The following is an 18,930-nucleotide window of genomic DNA, read 5'->3' on the forward strand; positions in this document are numbered from 1 at the left end:
TGCAAGGGATCAAGCTTGCAAGATCAGGCTTGCAAGGATCAGGCTTGCAAGGATCAGGCTTGGCGTTCCGGCGTCGCCACGACGAGACCGTCGAGCTCGTCGGAGACCTTGATCTGGCAGGACAGGCGCGAGTTCGGGCGCACGTCGAAGCCGAAGTCGAGCATGTCCTCTTCCATCGGCGTCGGGCTGCCGACCTTCTCGCGCCAGGCTTCGTCGACATAGACGTGGCAGGTTGCGCAGGCGCAGGCGCCGCCGCATTCGGCCTCGATGCCGGGAATGCTGTTGCGGATCGCGGCTTCCATCACGGTTGCGCCGTTCTCGACTTCTACCGTGCGGGTTTCGCCCTTGTGGTCGACAAAGTGAATCTTGGCCATGTGTGCTCGTGCTGCCGCGGTGCTGGGAATGAAGGAGGGTCCGGGCTGTCCTATAACGGGTCGATCAGGCCGGCGCCATAGGGTTTTAAGGCGAACTGAATCCCGCTTTGCGGGAAGAAAACGCGTCAAAACAAGACGCTACGGTCCGGCTCGGCAGCGCGGCCTCAGGCCTTCAGGATCGCCTCGATGGCGGCGCGGGCCTCGGTCACCGCCTCTTTCAACGCGGCGAAGGCGTGGCGCTGGTCATGGCCGGTCTGGATCGCGATCTCCAGGCTTGCGGCGGCATCCGCCACCGCGAAAGCGCCGATCCCGCGGGCCGAGCCCTTGAGCTTGTGGGCCAGTGCGCCCGCCTCGGCCGGCACCGCCGCCATCGTTGCTACCAGGCGGACCGCCTGCTCGGCAAACATGGCCAGCACTTCCTGTTCCAGCTCGGCGTCGCCGAGCGTCATTCGGAAGAGATGGTCGAGGTCGAGCGGGCTGTCGATGGGCGCAAGCGGGGGCGAGGGCATCCAGTCCATCCGTTGCAGTTCAGGCGTCATGGCGCAGGCCCCGGCATCGCGCGACGGTTCCGCCGGTTCGGCGGTAAGTTCGCCCCACCCAAGCATGGAAATGGTTAACGAAATGTTTGGGGTCCCAAACGCAAATCTGCCGGTTTATTGACGAAAAGTTGCCGCAATCGGCCGAGTCCGGTGGAGAATTGCATTTATTGCTAAGGCGTTACGGCGCGATCCTGTTAACGATGATTAAGATTGTCTTAATCGCAGGCATTTCATTCGCGACGCTCTGCCAATAGGATGTTTCGGAAATTGGCGGACAAGCCGTCCGGGTGGGGACGGCTCGGAGACCCGCGCAAGCGGCATGATCCGGTCTGTGGGCTTGCGCAGCGCGCAGGGCTCGCGGGGGGACGCGTACAAGTAACGAGGGCTCGGACTGAACATGGCGAACACTCCGAAAAAGGTCAAAGACCCCACAGAAGTTGCGCTTTCTGCGATCCAGGAAGCCTTGAACATCAGCGACACGGCTGCCGACACCAGCCGCAACGCCGCGATGCGTAACGAAACCGCGCCTTCGATGGCGCCGCCGCCCCCGATCTTCGACGAGCCGAGCTTCGAGCCGCGTCCTGCCGCCAACGAACGGGCAAATGTGTTCGACCCGGTCGAAGAGCCGCGCGCTTCGCGCCGCGCCGCCAATGACGACCGCGAGACCATCGGCCAGTTGCTCCAGGCGTTGCAGACGGGTCGCCCTGCCCGCAGCATCTACACCGGCGCGACGATCTTCACCGTCATCTGGCTCGCGGCTTGTGCCGCGCTGACCGTCGGCTTCCTGCCCTCGATCCAGGCCGCCATGGGCCAGAGCGGCGGCGTGCTGGCCATCGCCGGCCTCGTCACCATGTTCTTCGCGCCCATCATGCTGTTCTACTTCCTGGCGAGCCTGGTCTGGCGCGGCCAGCAGATGAGCTCGGTCGCGCAGGCGATGGCCCAGGTCGCGATCCGCTTCTCCGAGCCTGAAGGCTCGGCCTCCGATTCCATGGTCACGGTCGGCCAGGCCATCCGCCGCGAGGTCGCGGCGATGGGCGACGGCATCGAGCGCGCCATCGCGCGCGCCGGCGAACTCGAGACGCTGGTCGCCAACGAGGTCGCCGCGCTCGAACGCGCCTATTCCGACAACGAGGTGCGCATCCGCGCCCTGCTGCAGGACATCGCCCATCAGCGCGACAATCTGGTCGGCCAGGCCGAGCAGGTCCGCAGCGCCATCTCCGGCGTGCAGATCGATCTGCGCCACGACATCGCGCTGATCTCGGATGCGATCGCCTCGCGCGTCGACGAAGTCGCCAAGTCCATCACCGGCGCGCTGGAAGAGCGTGGCGCCCACATCACCGGCGCGCTGAGCAATGCCGGCGACAACATGATCCTGGCGCTCGGCGAGCGCGGCGGCGACCTGCTCGACCGTCTCGAGGAAGCCAGCAACGAGACCACGCGCGCCGTGCTCGACGCCAGCGAGCGGCTGACCACCAGCCTCAACTTCAAGACCGGCCACGTCCACGACGAGTTCGTCGACCTCGCCGACCGCGTCCACGAGATGCTCAACGAGCGCATCGACCGCATCACCGGCGAGTTCGAGCAGCGCTCCGCCGCGATCGTCGACGGCATCTCCGAGCGCACCGAGCAGGTGCACGACAGCCTGAAGAATTCCTCGGACTCGCTGCTGCTCGAGCTCGAGCTGCGCTCCAACGACCTCTCCGCCAAGATCGACGACGCCGGCAACCGCCTCGCCGGCCAGATCCTGACGAGCGGCGACAAGGCGAGCGAGGCGCTCGACGCCACCGTCAACACCCTCGTCGCCAAGGTCGTCAGCCAGACCGAGACCGCACACGATTCGCTGTCGCTGCAGATGAGCGCCTTCGACGAGCTGGTGCGGAACCAGGGCACCGAGCTGGTCGAGAAGTTCGCCCGCGACAGCGGTACGCTGGGCGCCCTGATCACGCGCCACATCTCCGAGTTCGACCGCACCGTGAAGACCTTCGGCGGCGAGATCGTCGAGCGCATGGGCCAGCGCACGCAGGACATCCACGACTCGCTGAAGACCTATGTCGACAATTTCGACACCCGCTTCACCGCCAACGGCGGCGAGATCACCGCCATTCTCGACCAGCGCCTGGTGCAGTTCGAGACCACGATCGGCGAACGCGTCAGCAATTTCGACACCTCGCTGAACGGCAAGATCGCCAGCCTCGACGGCACGATCGATGGCCACATCAAGACCTTCGACGAACAGCTCGTCGGCCGCGTCGCCGCGCTGGAACAGTCGTTCGACACCCGCGCGAAGTCGGTCACCGAGACCATCGACGGGCGCATCAACACGCTCGCGACCTCGCTGACGGACGGTGCCGCGCAGGCGATCCAGTCGATCGACTCCCGTCTCACCCACCTCACGACGTCGCTGACCGGCGGTGCATCGCAGGCCATCGAAACCATCGATGCGCGCCTCAATAACCTCACGAGTTCGCTGACCGACGGCGCCTCGCAGGCCATCCAGTCGATCGATACGCGGCTGACCCACCTCACCACGACGCTCACCGGCGGCGCGACACAGGCGCTCGAATCCATCGACTCCCGTCTCACCTACCTGACCACCGCGGTCACGAACGGCGCCTCGCAGGCGGTGCAGTCGATCGACACCCGCCTGACGCTGCTGACCTCCACCCTCACGGACGGCACCGCGCAGGCGATCGAGGCGGTCGACCGTCGTATCACCGGCGTCACCGAGATCATCGACGGCCGCAGCACGCACCTGACCGACACGGTCACGGCGCGCTTCCAGGAGATCCATCAGGTCATCGAGACCAGGGTCGGCTCGGTCGCGAGCGACATCGACGTGCGCGTGGCGCAGTTCGAGGACCTGCTCGGCTCGCGCGTCGAGGCCGTCGCCGGCCGCATCGAAAGCAGCGGCCGCCAGGCCAGCGAGGATATGATGTCCCGCGCCGAGATGATCTCGACGGCGATCCGCTCGCATGTCGAGGATGCCGAGCGCTCGCTCACCAACCTCGTCGTCAACACCAGCGAGACGATCCAGACCGGTGCGCGCACTGCCCAGCAGTCGATGATGACGGTCTCCTCCGACGTCAACGCCCAGCTCAAGATGACCTCCGCCGAAGTCGAGCAGGCGCTGACCGCGGTCGGCACCGGTGCGGCAAACTCGATCCTGACCAGTGCCCGCGAAGCGCAGTCGACCCTGGTCACGGCTTCGGGCGAGGCCTCGAACCAGATCAAGGGGCTCGCCGCCGACGTCGAGCGCACGCTGTCCGCAGCCGGTTCGGCGACGGCAGCCTCGATCCTGGCCGGCGCCCGCGAGGTGCAGACCACTCTCGTCACGGCGTCGTCGGATGCGGCCAACCACGTCAAGACGCTCACCGCCGACGTGCAGCGCTCGCTGTCGCTGGCCGGCACCACCACGGCGGAATCGATCACCGCCGGCGCCCGCGACGCGCAGAGTGCGTTGATCGCGGCCTCGAGCGAGACCGCCAACCAGATCAAGGCGCTCTCCTCCGACGTGCAGCGTTCGCTCACGATGGCCGGCACCTCGACCGCCGAGATCCTCACCAGCGGCGCGCGCGAGGCTCAGAACACCCTGGTTGCCGGCTCCTCGGATGCGGCGGCCCAGGTCAAGTCGCTCACCGCCGACGTGCAGCGCTCGCTCTCGATGGCCGGCACCTCGACCGCCGAGACCATCACCGCCGGCGCGCGCGAGGCCCAGAACATGCTGGTCACGGCGTCTTCCGAGGCGGCCAACCAGGTCAAGTCGCTCGCGGCCGAAGTGCATCGTTCGCTCTCCCAGGTCGGCCAATCGACCGCCGAGACGATCACCACCAGCGCCCGCGACGCCCAGAGCACCCTGCTCACGGTTTCGGCCGAACAGACCAGCCAGGTTCGTTCGCTCGCGGCCGAGATGCAGCGCGCACTGGCAACCGCCGGCGGCGCCACCATCGAGGCGCTCACCAGCGGCGTGCGCGAGGCCCAGGGCACGCTGATCTCCGCGTCGACCGACGCGGCCAGCCAGATCAAGTCGCTGACCACGGACATCGAGCGCACGCTGACCGCGGTCGGCGCCGACACCGCCTCGACCATCCTCGGCAGCGCGCGTGAGGCCCAGATCTCGCTGACCTCGACCTCGGCGGACGCCGCGAGCCAGATCCGCACGATCTCGACCGAGATCGAACGCACGCTGAGCGCAGCCACCGCGAACGCGACCAACGACATCCAAACCAGCGCGCTCAACGCCCAGAACGCGCTGATCACCGCCTCCAACGAGGCTAGCTCGCGGGTCAAGACGAGCTCCGCCGACGTCGAGCGCTCGGTGCTCGCCGCCAGCTCCAGCTTCGGCCAGGCCATGACCGGCAAGACCGACGAGATCGTCACCTACGTGCAGCAGCAGGCCGACCGCCTGTCGAACATGATCGACGCCAAGCGCGGCTCCCTGGTCGACGCGATCGGCTCCAAGACCAGCCAGCTGACGCTCGACATCGACCGCGTCACCTCGGACGCGCTGAAGTCGATCGAGACGCGCGGACACGCGTTCTCGCAGACCATGATGGGCAACGGATCGGAAGTCGCGCGCACCATCAACGCGGCGAGCGAGATCGCCACGACGGCGGTAAGCAAGTCCCTCAAGGACCTGGAGCAGGCCTCGCGTTCGGCGATCGACCAGTCGCGCCAGGTCTCGATCGCGGCCGTCACCGAGATGCAGGAGACAAGCAAGATCCTGCGCACCGACACGGTGGCGCTGTTCGAGCGTCTGCGCGAAGGCAACATCCTGCTTCAGGAGGTGCTGACCGGTGCGCACGACAACCTCAACTCGCTCGAGCGGGCGCTGGTGACGCGTGTTGCCGACTTCGTCTCGGCGATGAACGACGTCACCTCGCGCAACGGCGCGGCGACGCAGAACCTGGAAGAGCAGCTCAACGTCTTCAACAGCAAGACCACGAAGGCGCTGCAGGATCTCGGCGAACTGTCGACCCAGTTCGACGCGCACGGCAAGGCGCTGGTCGAAGCCGCGCAGGTCGTCGAGCAGAGCAACAAGAACACCACCGCCTCGCTCGCCGAGCGCAAGCAGGCGCTGGAATCGCTCGTCACCACGATCGACCTGCGCACGGCCGATCTCGACCAGCGGCTGTCGCGCTTCACCGGCCTGCTCGATGAATCGCTGGCCGCAGCCGAAGAGCGCGCCCGCGACATCGCGCGCGTCGTCGCCGAGACCGCCGGCGCAGGCTCGGCCGCGATCACCCGCCAGTTCGAGGCGGTGCGCGTGGCCTCCGAGGAGGAGCACCGCCAGACCATCGAGGCCATGCACGACATCTACCGCTCCACCACCGACGAAGCGGACGCGATGTTCAAGCAGTCGACCGAGAAGTTCACCAACCTCGTCTCCAGCATGAAGCAGATGGCCTTCGAGATGCACAACGAGCTCGAAGCCACCCGCAACGAGCTGCGCCGCGGCGTGCTCGAGATGCCGCAGGAGGCCGCCGAGAGCACGGCGCAGATGCGCAAGGTGATCGTCGACCAGATCGAGGCCCTCGCCGAGCTCAATCGCATCGTGGCCCAGCATGGCCGCGGCCTCGACGTCACCACGACGGGCCGCGCGTCCGTCGCCGTCCAACGCCAGGAAGAGCCGGTCATGGCAAGTGCAGGCGGCCGCGCCACCGAAACCCGCATGCGCGACACCGGCAGCGCTTCGACGCTCCCGCCGCCGGACCTCGGCGTGCCGGCCGCGCGCCGCACCGAAGCGCCGCCGGTCGCGCCTGCCGGCAACGACCAGGGCCGTGACGGCTGGCTGTCGGACCTGCTCAACCGGACCGACGCCAATCAGGGCGCCCCGACCGGCCGTGAGGCTCCGCGTGGCCGCCAGGCTGCCCCGGCTCCGCAACCGCAGGCTCCGCAAGGCAGCAGCAATCCGCTGGAATCGCTGTCGCTCGACATCGGCCGGCTGATGGACCGCAACCTCGCCGCCGAGATGTGGGACCGCTACCAGCGCGGCGAGAACAAGGCCTTCACCAAGCGCCTCTACACGCCCGCCGGCCAGAAGGCCTTCGACGAGGTCGCCCGCAAGTACCGCGCCGACCGCAACTTCAAGGGCACGGTCGACCGCTACGTCGCCGAGTTCGAGCGCCTGCTCGACGAAGTCGCTCGCGACGGCCGCGGTCCGCAGGAGCTGCGTAATCACCTGACTTCGGAAACGGGTCTGGTGTACACGCTGCTCGCGCATGCAGCGGGTCGGCTGGGGTGAGGCGCAGATAGCGAATGACGAATTAGGAAACGGAGGCCTCACGGCCTCCGTTTTTGTTTGAGCTCGTCATTTCGAGGAACGATCGTAGCCCGCATGGAGCGCCGCGGAATGCGGGACAGAGACCGGATTGCGCTTCGCTCCATCCGGACTACCAGACGACGCCAGCAGGTCACTGCGCATTGACGAATTGCGCAATCTCCACAAGCTCGTCATTGCGGGGAGCGAAGCGACGAAGCAATCCAGACTGCTCTTGCTGAGACGGTCTGGATTGCTTCGCTTCGCTCGCAATGACGCAGGAGAGAGACGCGAACGACACACCTACTGCCGCCTAGGCGCCGGACCCGGCGCCGGCTTCGGCGGCTCGGGCGGCGGTGCAGGCGGTGGGGCGCTGCTGTTGCTGGCGCCGAACAGGACGCGGGTGGGGTTGCGGTCGAAATTGTTCACGGCGCGGCTGATGTCGCCCAGGGTACGACGGCCGTCGGCCATCAACGCGCCGGAGCGCTTGTCGAAATCGTCGGCGAGTTCGCGGATCGACTTCACCGCCTGGAACAGCTCGCCGCCGTCCTTGCCGCCGGCCAGCGTGTTGAGGCCGAGCATGAGATTGTCGGCCTTGAGCATGACGCCGTCGACCTTGGCCATCACGCCGTCGATCTTCTCGGAATTGCGGGCGAGCGAATTGGTGAAGGTCTCGAGGTTCTTCAGCGAGTTCTTCACCGATTCCTGATTGTCGGCGACGATCTTGTTGATGTTCTGCAGCGTGCCGCGGATCGCCTCGGTGACGTCCTGCAGCTTGTTGGGGTCGGCGGTCAGCGTCGGGATGCCGTCCTGGTCGAGCGGCGGCGGGGCCGCCGCCTCTTCACCGCCCTTGAGCGAGATCGCGGCGACGCCGGTCAGGCCCTGGAATTCGAGGCCGACCAGGGTGTCTTTCCGGATCGGGGCGTTGTTCTCGATCATGGCGAGTGCGACAACCCGCCGCGGGTTGTCCAGCTTCACTGAGACCACCTCGCCGACCCGGATGCCGTTGAAATTGACGCTGCCGCCGTTGCGCAGGCCCGCGGCCGGGCCCTCGAACACGACGCGCAAGGGGCTGCGCTGCTTGGTGGTGTGCAGCGACTGGAACCACAGCACGAAGCCGATCGCCGCGGCGATCACCGCCAGCGTGAACGACCCGATCAAGACGTAGTTTGCCCGCGTTTCCATCAGGTGCTCCGGCTACTCATCACAGCTGCTCATCCCAGCCACTCAACCCATGACCGCGCGGGCGCGCTTGCCATGGAAATATTGCTTCAGCCAGGGATGCTGCGAGGCCTGCATGTCGGCGATCGACCCTGCCGCTATGATCTTACCGTTCCCTAAAACGGCGATGCGATCACATGCTGTGTAAAGGCTGTCGAGGTCGTGGGTTACCATGAAAACGGTCAGCCCCAAAGTGCGCTGGAGCGTTCTGACCAGTTCGTCGAAATCGCCGGCGCCGATCGGATCGAGGCCTGAGGTCGGCTCGTCCAGGAACACGAGGTCGGGATCGAGCGAGAGCGCACGCGCCAGCGCAACGCGCTTGATCATGCCGCCCGAGAGTTCGGACGGGAAGCGATCGGCGACCTCAGGCTTGAGGCCTACCATGGTGAGCTTGGCGATGGTGATCTCGTCCATCAGCCGCTGCGACACGCGCAGATACTCGCGCATCGGAAACTGGATGTTCTGCCGCACCGTGAGGGAAGAGAACAGCGCGCCTTGCTGGAACAGCACGCCCCAGCGCCGCTCCACATTGCGGCGCTGCGACGTGTTGGAGGAATCGAGGTCCACGCCGAACACTTCGATGGAGCCTGCGAGCTTCGGCACGAGGCCGATGATGGTGCGCGTCAGCACCGATTTGCCCGCGCCCGAGGGACCGACGAATCCCAAGATCTCGCCGCGCTTGACGTCGAGGTTGAGGCCGTCGAGCACGCGCGTCGCGCCGAACTGCACGGTGATGTCGCGGACGCGGATAATGGGGTTCTGGATTTCGCTTTGAATTTCTTTCGCCATCGTCACATCCCGATCGCGGCGAAGAAGATGGCGAACACGCCGTCCATCACGATGACGAAGAAGATGCCTTTCACGACGGACGACGTCGTATGCTGCCCGAGCGATTCCGCGCTGCCCTGCACGGCAAGCCCCTCGACGCAGGCGACGATGCCGATCACCGCAGCCATCACCGGCGCCTTGACGATGCCGACGATGAAATGGTCGATCGAGATCGCGTCGCGGAGCCGCAGCAGGAAAGCCTCGGGCTGCACGCCGCCATAGAGCCAGGCGACGAGGCCGCCGCCATAGAGCGCGGCCATCGCGCCGAGGAAGGCCAGGATCGGCAGCGCCAGCACCAGGGCCAGCATGCGCGGCAACACCAGCACCTCGATCGGGTCGAAGCCCATGGTGCGGAGCGCGTCGATCTCCTCGCGCATCTTCATCGAGCCGAGCTCGGCGGTGTAGGCGCTGCCCGAACGGCCCGCGACCATGATGGCGACCAGCAGCACGCCGATCTCACGCAGCACCAGCACGCCGAGCATGTCGACGACGAAGAGATCGGCTCCGAAGCGGCGGAAATGGAAGATGCCCTGTTGCGCGATGATGCAGCCGATCAGGAAAGTGATCAGCACCACGATCGGCACCGCGCGCCAGCAGACCTGCTCCATGTGATGCACGGTCGAGGTCAGGCGGAACGAGCGGGGGTGGATCAGGGTACGGGCGCCCGCGGCGAGCACCGCGCCGAGCATGTCGACCAGGCCCGCGACCGTGCCGGCGACGCCGGCCACGGCGCGGCCGATCTGCTCGAGCATGCCGGTGATGGTGATCGTGCTGCCGTCGATCACGGGGTTCGCCCGGACCCGGCGCACCTCGTCAACGAGGCTCGAATAGTTCGCCGAGAGACCCGCGATCTGCGCCTCGACGGCGCCTTGCGTCAGGCTGCGGCGCAGCCGCTCGATCAGCCAGGCGCCGAATGTGTCGAGCTTGGCGACTTCGGAGACGTCGATGAAGATGCTTTGCTGGCCGCCCGCGAGCTTCTCGGCGTCGGCCACCATCCGCTCCAGGACCGGCGCGAAGCTCGCGGTCCAGGTTCCGGTGGCGCAAAGTGCCAGCGCATTGCCCTTGGCAATCCGTTCCAGCTTCGGATCGCTATTCAAGATGTCCCGCTCCCGTACGGGGCGGAGAAAATCAGAGTGTTGCGCACGCGCCCTTACCCAGAGAAGGTATCCCCAAGTGGTTAATGTTAGTTGCTAGAGGTAACTAGCAGGTTCAGATTTCGCCAGAGTTCAAAATGACTTCCATGAAATTTGCTTCCCTGGCGGCGCGAATCGAGCGCTTCCCGATCGCCGGCAGCTTCACCATCAGCCGGGGGGCCAAAACCGAGGCCGTGACAGTCGTGGCCGAGGTCAGCCGGGACGGGCTGACCGGCCGCGGCGAATGCGTGCCCTACCCCCGCTACGGCGAGACGCCCGAGGCGACGCTTGCCGCCATCCAGGCCATGCAGCAGGCCATGGCGGACGGCCTGACGCGGCAAGCCCTCCAGACCGCCATGGCGCCCGGAGCGGCCCGCAACGCGCTGGACTGCGCCCTGATCGATTTGGAGGCCAAGGCGGCGGGCCTACGGGCCTGGAACCTGCTCGACCGGCCGGTACCCGGTGAGCGCACCACGGCGTACACGATCTCGTTAGGGACCCCCGACGCGATGGCTGCCGCGACCGCAAGGTCTGCGCACCGCCCCCTGCTCAAGATCAAGCTCGGCGGCGAGGGCGATCCGGAACGGATCATGGCGGTGCGCAAGGCCGCGCCCGAATCCGAACTGATCGTGGATGCCAACGAGGCCTGGACCGAGGCCAATCTGGAGCACAATCTTGCCGCCTGCGCCGCCGTCGGCGTCACGCTGGTCGAGCAGCCGTTGCCGGCAGGCAAGGACGAGGTGCTGGCGCGGATCAGGCGCCCGCTGACGGTCTGCGCCGACGAGAGCGTCCACGACCGGTCTTCGCTTGCTGCCTTGCGCGAACGCTACGACGCCGTGAACATCAAGCTCGACAAGACCGGCGGCCTCACCGAGGCGTTGGCGATGGCGGACGCGGCGCAGGCGCTCGGCTTCGAGATCATGATCGGTTGCATGGTCGCGACCTCACTGTCGATGGCGCCTGCGATGCTGGTGACGCCGGAGGCGCGCTTCGTCGATCTCGATGGGCCGCTGCTGCTGGCACGCGACCGCGACCACGCCCTGCGTTATGACGACAGCCTGGTCTATCCGCCGGACGCTTCGCTCTGGGGCTGAGCCGTGAGCCGGTGCCGCGCCGACCAGATCAGAAGCGCGCCGGCCGCGGCCATCGCAGCCATGACGTAATACACGCCATCGCCGATACGGGCATAGATAGCGCCCGATGCGATCGAGGTTGCGGCGCTGAGCAGTCCGCTGCACGCGGCAAGGTAACCCTGCCCCCGCGCGATCTGATGCGAAGGCACGCGCTGCACCAGGAGATTCATGGTGCCGACGACGGTCATGCCGAAGCTGAGGCCGTGGCCGAGTTGCACGATCGCGAGCAGCGCGAGCGGCGGCTCATTGGCCGTGACGATCCAGCGCAGCACGGCGCTGAGCCCTCCGATCGCGATCATGGTGGACGGATGCAGCGAAAAGCGCGGCGACAGCGCGAACACCACGATCTCGGCGATCACGCCCAGTGTCCACAGGCCCGCGATCGTCAGCCCGCTGATGCCATGGAGCTGCCAGTTGATGGCCGAGAAGGTGTAGTAGGCGACGTGGCTGCCCTGAATCAGCGCCGCCGAGACGATGACGGCCCAGAACCCGGCATCGCGCAGCAGCGCCTGGCCGGCATGCCTCTCCGTCGCCTTGCGCCTGACATCGTCCAGCGGCCGAAGCAGCAGGCCGGCTGCAACCGCAACGACGGCCCATGCGACGATGACCCAGATCAGATCGCGCGCGGCGATGTGGTCGACGAGATAGCCGCAGGCGAGCGAGCCGGCGGCGAAGGCCGCCGAGCCCCACAGCCGCAAGGGTCCGTAATCGAGCCCATAGCGGGCGACGCCGCGCAGCGCATAGGCATCCGTCAGCGGCATCGTCGGCGTCCACATCATGCAGGTCACCGCGTAGATCAGGAACAACGCCAGCGGCTGCTGCTGCAAGCCTACCGCGGTAAAGCCGATCGCGGTCGCCAGCACCGACACCATCATGCCGGCGCGAATCGCATGTCGCTTTTCGGCAAAGGCGGTCACTTGCGGCAGCGTCGTGAAGCGCGTGATCGCCGGCAGCGCGTTGATGAGGCCGATCCAGGCCGCGTCGACGCCGATCGCCTTCAGCCACACCGGGAAGAACGGCAGATGCGTGCCCGAGACCGCGAAGACGGCCGAATAGAACAGGGCGAGGCTGACGGCGAATCGCCGTTTCGCCGATGCTGGCGTGGGGATTTGTGATTCGGGTGCCATCAAACCAATTGCGATTCGGTCGATATCGTGATGATCGTTACTGTAACGCGCGGTGATTTGCGCGACGAGATCACAATGGCCAACGAAGCATTCGCCCTTTCGCCCATGTCTGCCCGCGCGGCCGAGCCGAACGAGCAGGATTACGACGCGATCCGCGAAGCCTTCATGGAGACGGCGCGCGGCCGCTGGTTCCTCGGCGAATATGCCAGGCGCAACCGCAACGCCGACACGAGCATGGTGCTCGATGCGGTCGCGAAAATCGAAGAAACCCTTGCGGCGCAGCGGCAACCAGTCGTCGAAGATCGTCTGCCCGAAGCCCTGGTCGAGATCCGCCGCGCGATCCACGAGGCCGAGACGAGCGCCATCGCCGCCTTCGATCCCACCGCGATCGAGGCGAGCCTCGCCGCGATCCCGCGCGGCGTGCGCATCATCAAGGAGATCTCCTGGCGCTGGCGCGAGATCGGCGCCGACGGGCGGATCTGCGACCTCATTGATTCGCAGCTCGCCTCGATCGAGGCCGCCTGCGGACAGATTTCGATCATCGACCCCCGCGTCGAGCTCAAGGCCGCATTCGATCTGTTGAGGGATCGGGTCGAGCAGACCGACGGCGGCGCAACGCCGCAGTCGGCGTCTCCCGCCGAAGCTCCGCCTGTCGAGACCGCGCCCGCGGCGATGGTGAGCGAAACACCCGTGGCTTTTACGGAGCCGCCGCAGGATCTCGCCGCGGCTGCCGAGCCTGAAGCGGCCCTCGCCAGCGAAGGGGTCGCCGAGCCCGAGCAGGCAATGGACGCCGTCGTCGCGCCGGAGATTGCGGCAGAGAGCCAGATCGCTGTCGAGAGCACAGCGCTGGACCAAGTCGCGCCGGAAGACGTCGCGCCCGAAGCCGTCTCGTTTGATGAGCCGGCCACGGAGCCCGCCGCCTTCGCGGAAGCCGCCGACGCGTTCGCGCTCGACGCTGCCGCGCAAGCCGAGGACGACGCCGTGCTCGAGGCCATCGCGCTCGAGATGGCCGCGCCCGATCCTGAGTTCGACGAGATCATCGCGCCGGTCGAGATGGAAACGGCCATTGCGGAGCCGATGGTGGCGGAGGGCCCGGCACCCATTGCTGCGGAGCTTCCCGAACCGATCGCAGCACAGCCGGTCGTCGCAGCAACTGCCGAGGAGCCCGCTGCCGACGCGCCAATTGCGATGGACTCGCTTGCGCGCCTCACCGACGCCATCGCGGAGGCCGCCGCCGAGGTGATGGAGCAGCCGGCCCAGGCCATGACGGCCGCAGCATCATTCGGCGCAGGCCCGACTGCGACGCTGCCGATGCCCTCGCCCTTGTCTGCTTCCCTGTCCGAGACCTCGCTCGGCGCCACCATCCTGGCCAGCGGGATCCTGCAAAAGCCCCGCGCGCCGGCCAACGATCCCCTCGCCCCGATCCGCCGCATGACCCAGGCCGAGAAGATCGCGTTCTTCTCGTAAGGGGGTGCTGCGCATTCGCTCTCGTGTCCCGGACGCGCTGCAACGCCCTTGGCGTTGCTGCGCAGAGCCGGGACCCGGCGGGCGGCGTACTCCTCTGCAACATGCACCACGGCTCAGCAGCGCACCGCTGAAGAAGCGCTGCGCTGCGTCCGGGGCACGACACCGAAATACGGCGTAGGCTTTCTCTTCACCGTGCCGACGGCGCGGTCAGCGCCCCGTCACCCGCAATTCCACACCGCGCCGATCGGCGTGCGCGTCCAACACGGACCAAAGCTGCCGCCGTTGTAGCGGCCGCCGTTGAAGCCGGGGCGCCCGAAATAGCGCCACTCGCCGTCCCAGCCGTAATATTGCGGAACCGGATCGATGTACCAGTGGCGGCGGTCGCTGCGCGACATGCGCCGCATCGCTTCCTTCTGCTTGTAGAGCGGAATGCTGTTGCTCAGCGGTTGACGATAGCCCGGCAGGAAGCCGTAGCCATGAAAGGCCTGCTTGGGGCGCTTTTGAACGGGGTCAGCGGATGCGACGGCCGGCAGCAGCGAGAGGATGACGGCAACGAATAGACACATAGAGCGGGACATGGAGGGACCATAGACAGTCAGTTCCCGGCGCGCCATTCAATTTCGAGTGCGGGACGTTTCGCCGCTTTTGCCGAGCGGTCGCTCTTGATAGGACTTGCAACGTGCAGCGTGAACGCGGCGCGGACGCGTGCATATGCCGGAGTCAACGAATGCCTGCAACGCCACACGTCGGCGCCTTCGCCATCGTTCCCTGCAACGATCTTTCAGCAGCGATCCCATTCTGGGCACGGCTCGGCTTCGCGCGTACCGGCGGCGATGACGGCTACGTCATCGTGAGGGGCCGGGGATGCGAGGTGCATCTCACGCAGGCCGGCAATGGCCCGTGGCGCGTGCCGGAGCACAATCCGTTCGGCATCTTCATTCGCACGCCCGAGGTCGAGGCCATTGCGGCGCGCGTGGACGACCTCATCATCCGGCCCGGCGGCGTGCTGCGTCACCGCGAATGGGGCATGTATGAAGTCGGCATCAACGGCCCCGAGGGCCTTCTCGTCCGGGTTGGCTGGCCCTCGGAACTGATGCGGCAATCCGCCTAGCTGATCACGCCCTTCCTGATCAGTAAGCAGCCGTAGCCTCTGATGTCGCCGACCTGCACCATGCCAAAACCCATCGCCGCCGCGCGATAGAAATCCGCACGCGAGAGCTTGCCGGGACTGACCGGGCTGCCGCTGGCGCGTTCGATCTCGGCCAGCACCGCGCGCTGCACGTCGGGCACGCGGTCGGGATCGTCGACCGGCGCCATCACGCGCACCGGGTCGGGATCGAAATCGTCGAGCGGGTAGACCGACATGATGGCGCGGACGGCCGTCTCCATCGTCATGCCCGGCAGCTGGATCAGGCGCTGCGACGACGTGGAGCGGGCGATGTGCGTGGCCGGGTGGTTGGCGTCGACGACCACGAGATCGTCGCCGTGGCCCATGGAGGCGAGCAGCCAGAGCAGGTCGGGTGTCAGGATCGGATCGATCGATTTCAACATGAGACGGCAGTTCCCCTTATCGATCGCTAACCATAGCAGGTTCCGGGCGTGACTCAGATCACGCAAGACACCAGGGTGAGGGGGATCACGGACGTCGCGCTCGAACGCGGCGAGGCTCCCCGGCAACCAATCTCGCATCGAGATCAGTGCCAAAGGAGCACGCCATGTTCCGCCTAAAGCCTTTGCTGATGACAGCCGGCCTCGTGGGAAGCCTGTTCGGCTTCGCCTGCGGCCCTGTTTCCGCGCAAGTCGCCCCGGTCCAGCCGGCCCCCACCGCGTTGCAAGGCCCGGAGCAGCGGGTGGCGCTGGTGATCGGCAATTCGAACTACCAGAACGCACCGCAGCTCGCCAATCCGGACAATGATGCCGAGTCGATGGCGAAGTTCCTGAACTCCGCCGGTTTCGAGGTGGTTGCTGCAACCGACCTGACCCAGAACGACATGCTGCGCGTGGTGCAGGACTTCTCCGCCAAGGTGTCTGCGCGCGGCCCGAACACGGTGGCGATGGTCTATTACGCCGGTCACGGCGTGCAGCTCGCCGGCGAGAACTATCTCGTTCCCGTCGACGCCAAGGTGTCGAGCCAGACCGAGCTCGTCAACAATTCGGTGCGTCTGGTCGACGTGATGTCGACGCTGGAGACGATTCCGAGCCGCATGCGCATCGTCATTCTCGATGCCTGCCGCAACAACCCGTTCCCTGACGTCAACGACGCCGGCCGCGGCCTCGCCATCGTCGATGCGCCGAACGGCTCGATCGTCGGCTACTCGACCGCGCCGGGCGCCGAGGCGCTCGACGGCACTGGCGGCCACAGCCCCTACACGCAAGCCTTCCTGAACGTGGCGCGCGAACCCAACGTGCCGATCGAGCAGCTGTTCAAGCGCGTCCGCCTGCAGGTGAACCAGTCCACCAGCGGCGCGCAGATCCCGTGGGAGAGCTCCTCGCTCACCTCGGACTTCACCTTCTTCGGCGACACCGCGGTCGCGGCCAACCGCGCGCCGGTGAATGCGCCTGTGGTGCAGATGGCCTCCAACCTGCCGAGCCGCTCGACGCGCCAGGCCTATGATTACGTCGTGTCCGAGGGCCGGCCGGAATATTATCAGGAGTTCATCCGGATGTATCCGCACGACCCGCTGTGCGACCACGTCCGCTGGCTGCTCAACAACATCCTGCTCTCGCAGGCCTGGCACAAGGCGGTGCTCGTGAACTCACCGTTCGGCTACAAGACCTTCTATGACAGCTACGGCAACAGCCCGTATGCGCAGATGGCGCTGAAGCTCCAGGTGCAGCCCAAGCAGATCCCCCTGATGCAGGCGACCAAGTTCCTGGCCCCGCAGAACATTGCTCCAAGCTTCAAGATCGGCAATCTCGGCCAGCCCAAGTACATGCCGCTGCAGCAGGGTAATGGTGGTTCGCAGATGGGCGGCAATCTGCCGATCGTGCAGAAGCCGGTCGACGGCAGCGTCATCGGCAAGCTCGGCAATGGCGGCCAGATCGTCAACCTGCCGGCTGGCAACAACCAGCAGAACCAGCAAAACGGCACGCCGTCGCAGACCCCGGGCAAGATCGTCACGCTGCCTGCGCCGACCAACACGACCAACGGCAATGGCGGCATCGGCAAGATCGTGACGCTGCCGGCGACCAACAACAACCAGAATGGCGGCAACAACAATGCCGGCACCACCAATGGCAGGCCTGGCAAGATCGTGAGCATGCCGGTGAATGTCGGCAAGGGCGGCTCGAACGTCGATGCGAAGCCGGTGACCGTTCAGACGCAGAACAACCCGATCCGCGTCAACAACGGTGCGAAGATCAACAACACCCAGGTGAACAAGGTGCAGAACAGCGGCCCGCAGTTCAACACGACCAACCGGGTCGTCAACAACGGCGGCAACAACAACTTCCGCCAGTCGATGAACCAGTCGCAGGGCAACAACAATGGCGGCAATCACCGCGGCGGCTTCATGCGCTGATGCCACGAAGAAGGTGCGCTCCCTCCCCCGCTTGCGGGGGAGGGCTGGGGAGAGGGTCTCTCCGCAACGGGACACTCCCGATGAGGAACGAGCCCCCACCCGGCGCTTCGCGCCGACCTCCCCCGCAAGCGGGAGAGGTTGCACCGAGCAAGCCGCAAGTGCGATCCACAAGATCAGCAGACACAAGAAGGGGCAGAGCGGAAACGCTTTGCCCCTTCTTCATGTCGACCCTCGAAGATCGTCATTCCGGGATGCGCCGTGAGGCGCAGGCCCGGATTCCATTGTGCGGCGGAGACGGCGGAGAAGTGGATTCCGGGCTCTCGCTTCGCGAGCCCCGGAATGACGGCTAGGCGACCAGCTCGGCGAACAGATCCGCATCGACATTGCCGCCGGAGAGCACGATGACGACGTTCTTGCCGGCGACATCGAGCCGGCCGGCCAGCAGCGCGGCGAGGCCCACGGCGCCGCCCGGCTCCACCACGAGCTTCAGCTCGCGATAGGCGAACGCGACGGCCGCGCCGACTTCCTTGTCCGACGCCGTGACGCCGCGCGCGAGCAGCTTGCTGTTGATCGCAAAGGTCATCTCGCCGGGGATCAGGGCCATCAGCGCATCGCAGATGGTGCGGCCCGCTGGCCCGTGCGGCTCGCGATGGCCTGCGCTCAGCGAAATGCCGTGATCGTCGAACGCCTCGGGTTCGGCCACCACGATCTCGGCCAGCGGAAAGCGCGCCTTCACCGCCGTCGCCACGCCTGCAATCAGGCCGCCGCCCGAGGCTGGAGCCACCACGATGTCGGGGCTGAGACCCAGCGCCGCCATGTCTTCCGCGATCTCGCGGCCGGCGGTGCCCTGGCCTGCGATCACGAAGGGATCGTCATAGGGCCGCACCAGCGTCGCGCCGCGCTTCTCGGCGATGCCGCGCGAGATCGCCTCGCGGTCGTCCTTGTCGCGATCATAGAGCACGACCTCGGCGCCGTAGGATTTGGTGCGCTCGCGCTTCGACAACGGCGCATCCGCAGGCATCACGATAGTTGCCTGCATGTCGAGGATCTTGGCCGCCGCCGCCACGCCCTGGGCGTGGTTGCCGGAGGAGAACGCGACGACACCGCCGGCGCGCTTGTCCTGCGGGATCGAGGCGACCTTGTTGAAGGCGCCGCGGAACTTGAAAGAGCCGGTGCGCTGGAGCATCTCCGGCTTCAGGAACACTTTTGCACCGACGCGCTCGTTGAGCACGGGAAAGGACAACAGCGGGGTGCGGATGGCGTAGGGCGCGATCACGCGCGCTGCGGCGTCGATGTCGGCTGGGCCGATCGGGAGGAGCTGTTCGGTCATG

The 18,930-nt window shown here is 66.5% G+C and carries 14 protein-coding genes; 5 read left to right on the forward strand and 9 right to left on the reverse strand.

Translation table 11 applies throughout. The features are described 5' to 3' along the window. Positions 1-53: 53 nt before the first annotated feature. Both C7G42_RS24430 and C7G42_RS24435 read right to left on the reverse strand, forming a co-directional pair. A complete protein-coding gene (locus C7G42_RS24430) occupies positions 54-374 on the reverse strand; it encodes a 2Fe-2S iron-sulfur cluster-binding protein (protein WP_027560383.1) in 321 nt (106 codons plus the stop codon). Between the two features lie 164 nt (positions 375-538). Beyond that, positions 539-913 (reverse strand): Hpt domain-containing protein, encoded by a 375-nt coding sequence (locus C7G42_RS24435; protein WP_106951735.1) that lies wholly within the window; start codon positions 911-913, stop codon positions 539-541. 397 nt (positions 914-1,310) lie between these two features. Here C7G42_RS24435 and C7G42_RS24440 point away from each other — a divergent pair, with 397 nt between their 5' ends. Continuing rightward, on the forward strand, positions 1,311-7,154 hold the full coding sequence (locus C7G42_RS24440; RefSeq protein WP_106951504.1) for an apolipoprotein A-IV repeat region-like domain-containing protein: 5,844 nt from the start codon (positions 1,311-1,313) through the stop codon (positions 7,152-7,154). Positions 7,155-7,472: 318 nt separating this feature from the next. Here C7G42_RS24440 and C7G42_RS24445 read toward each other — a convergent pair whose 3' ends face one another. The 3 genes from C7G42_RS24445 to C7G42_RS24455 are packed head-to-tail and all read right to left on the reverse strand — an operon-like array spanning position 7,473 to position 10,315. After that, positions 7,473-8,354, reverse strand: coding sequence for an MlaD family protein (locus C7G42_RS24445; RefSeq protein ID WP_106951505.1), 882 nt, complete (start codon positions 8,352-8,354; stop codon positions 7,473-7,475). Between the two features lie 42 nt (positions 8,355-8,396). Next, complete coding sequence (locus tag C7G42_RS24450) at positions 8,397-9,179, reverse strand: ABC transporter ATP-binding protein (protein ID WP_199581114.1); 783 nt, start codon at positions 9,177-9,179, stop codon at positions 8,397-8,399. Between the two features lie 2 nt (positions 9,180-9,181). Next, positions 9,182-10,315, reverse strand: coding sequence for an MlaE family ABC transporter permease (locus C7G42_RS24455; RefSeq protein WP_106951507.1), 1,134 nt, complete (start codon positions 10,313-10,315; stop codon positions 9,182-9,184). 134 nt (positions 10,316-10,449) lie between these two features. Between C7G42_RS24455 and dgcA the strand changes: the two genes are divergently transcribed. Then, positions 10,450-11,445: an N-acetyl-D-Glu racemase DgcA gene (gene dgcA, locus C7G42_RS24460; RefSeq protein WP_106951508.1), complete on the forward strand. Its 996-nt coding sequence runs from the start codon at positions 10,450-10,452 to the stop codon at positions 11,443-11,445. Here dgcA and C7G42_RS24465 read toward each other — a convergent pair. Further along, positions 11,415-12,611, reverse strand: coding sequence for an MFS transporter (locus tag C7G42_RS24465; RefSeq protein WP_106951509.1), 1,197 nt, complete (start codon positions 12,609-12,611; stop codon positions 11,415-11,417). The two genes, dgcA and C7G42_RS24465, sit on opposite strands and share 31 nt — an antisense overlap. A 75-nt stretch (positions 12,612-12,686) precedes the next feature. Here C7G42_RS24465 and C7G42_RS24470 point away from each other — a divergent pair, with 75 nt between their 5' ends. Next, positions 12,687-14,078, forward strand: coding sequence for a hypothetical protein (locus tag C7G42_RS24470; protein ID WP_199581138.1), 1,392 nt, complete (start codon positions 12,687-12,689; stop codon positions 14,076-14,078). A gap of 218 nt (positions 14,079-14,296) precedes the next feature. Here C7G42_RS24470 and C7G42_RS24475 read toward each other — a convergent pair whose 3' ends face one another. Then, positions 14,297-14,692, reverse strand: a complete 396-nt coding sequence (locus tag C7G42_RS24475) for a hypothetical protein (RefSeq protein WP_245427932.1) — start codon at positions 14,690-14,692, stop codon at positions 14,297-14,299. 113 nt (positions 14,693-14,805) lie between these two features. Between C7G42_RS24475 and C7G42_RS24480 the strand changes: the two genes are divergently transcribed. Further along, on the forward strand, positions 14,806-15,189 hold the full coding sequence (locus tag C7G42_RS24480) for a VOC family protein (RefSeq protein WP_106951511.1): 384 nt from the start codon (positions 14,806-14,808) through the stop codon (positions 15,187-15,189). Here C7G42_RS24480 and C7G42_RS24485 read toward each other — a convergent pair. Further along, positions 15,186-15,629 carry an RbsD/FucU family protein gene (locus tag C7G42_RS24485; protein ID WP_106951512.1) on the reverse strand — a complete coding sequence of 148 codons (444 nt, stop codon included), beginning with the start codon at positions 15,627-15,629 and terminating at the stop codon, positions 15,186-15,188. The two genes, C7G42_RS24480 and C7G42_RS24485, sit on opposite strands and share 4 nt — an antisense overlap. Positions 15,630-15,793: 164 nt before the next feature. Between C7G42_RS24485 and C7G42_RS24490 the strand changes: the two genes are divergently transcribed. Beyond that, positions 15,794-17,599, forward strand: a complete 1,806-nt coding sequence (locus C7G42_RS24490; RefSeq protein ID WP_199581115.1) for a caspase family protein — start codon at positions 15,794-15,796, stop codon at positions 17,597-17,599. Positions 17,600-17,945: 346 nt separating this feature from the next. Here the strand turns inward: C7G42_RS24490 and C7G42_RS24500 are convergent, their stop codons facing one another. Further along, positions 17,946-18,929: a threonine/serine dehydratase family protein gene (locus C7G42_RS24500; protein WP_106951514.1), complete on the reverse strand. Its 984-nt coding sequence runs from the start codon at positions 18,927-18,929 to the stop codon at positions 17,946-17,948. Between the last annotated feature and the right edge of the window lies 1 nt (position 18,930).

This window comes from Bradyrhizobium sp. MOS003 (assembly GCF_003020125.1).
Taxonomy (GTDB): domain Bacteria; phylum Pseudomonadota; class Alphaproteobacteria; order Rhizobiales; family Xanthobacteraceae; genus Bradyrhizobium.

Coding starts and splice junctions, on each gene's coding strand:
- C7G42_RS24445 (WP_106951505.1), bottom strand. CDS start 8,354: ATGGAAACGCGGGCAAACTACGTCTTGATCGGGTCGTTCACGCTGGCG.
- C7G42_RS24490 (WP_199581115.1), top strand. CDS start 15,794: ATGTTCCGCCTAAAGCCTTTGCTGATGACAGCCGGCCTCGTGGGAAGC.
- C7G42_RS24485 (WP_106951512.1), bottom strand. CDS start 15,629: ATGTTGAAATCGATCGATCCGATCCTGACACCCGACCTGCTCTGGCTG.
- C7G42_RS24435 (WP_106951735.1), bottom strand. CDS start 913: ATGACGCCTGAACTGCAACGGATGGACTGGATGCCCTCGCCCCCGCTT.
- C7G42_RS24480 (WP_106951511.1), top strand. CDS start 14,806: ATGCCTGCAACGCCACACGTCGGCGCCTTCGCCATCGTTCCCTGCAAC.
- C7G42_RS24465 (WP_106951509.1), bottom strand. CDS start 12,611: ATGGCACCCGAATCACAAATCCCCACGCCAGCATCGGCGAAACGGCGA.
- C7G42_RS24475 (WP_245427932.1), bottom strand. CDS start 14,692: ATGGCGCGCCGGGAACTGACTGTCTATGGTCCCTCCATGTCCCGCTCT.
- C7G42_RS24440 (WP_106951504.1), top strand. CDS start 1,311: ATGGCGAACACTCCGAAAAAGGTCAAAGACCCCACAGAAGTTGCGCTT.
- C7G42_RS24430 (WP_027560383.1), bottom strand. CDS start 374: ATGGCCAAGATTCACTTTGTCGACCACAAGGGCGAAACCCGCACGGTA.
- C7G42_RS24450 (WP_199581114.1), bottom strand. CDS start 9,179: ATGGCGAAAGAAATTCAAAGCGAAATCCAGAACCCCATTATCCGCGTC.
- C7G42_RS24500 (WP_106951514.1), bottom strand. CDS start 18,929: ATGACCGAACAGCTCCTCCCGATCGGCCCAGCCGACATCGACGCCGCA.
- C7G42_RS24470 (WP_199581138.1), top strand. CDS start 12,687: ATGGCCAACGAAGCATTCGCCCTTTCGCCCATGTCTGCCCGCGCGGCC.
- dgcA (WP_106951508.1), top strand. CDS start 10,450: ATGACTTCCATGAAATTTGCTTCCCTGGCGGCGCGAATCGAGCGCTTC.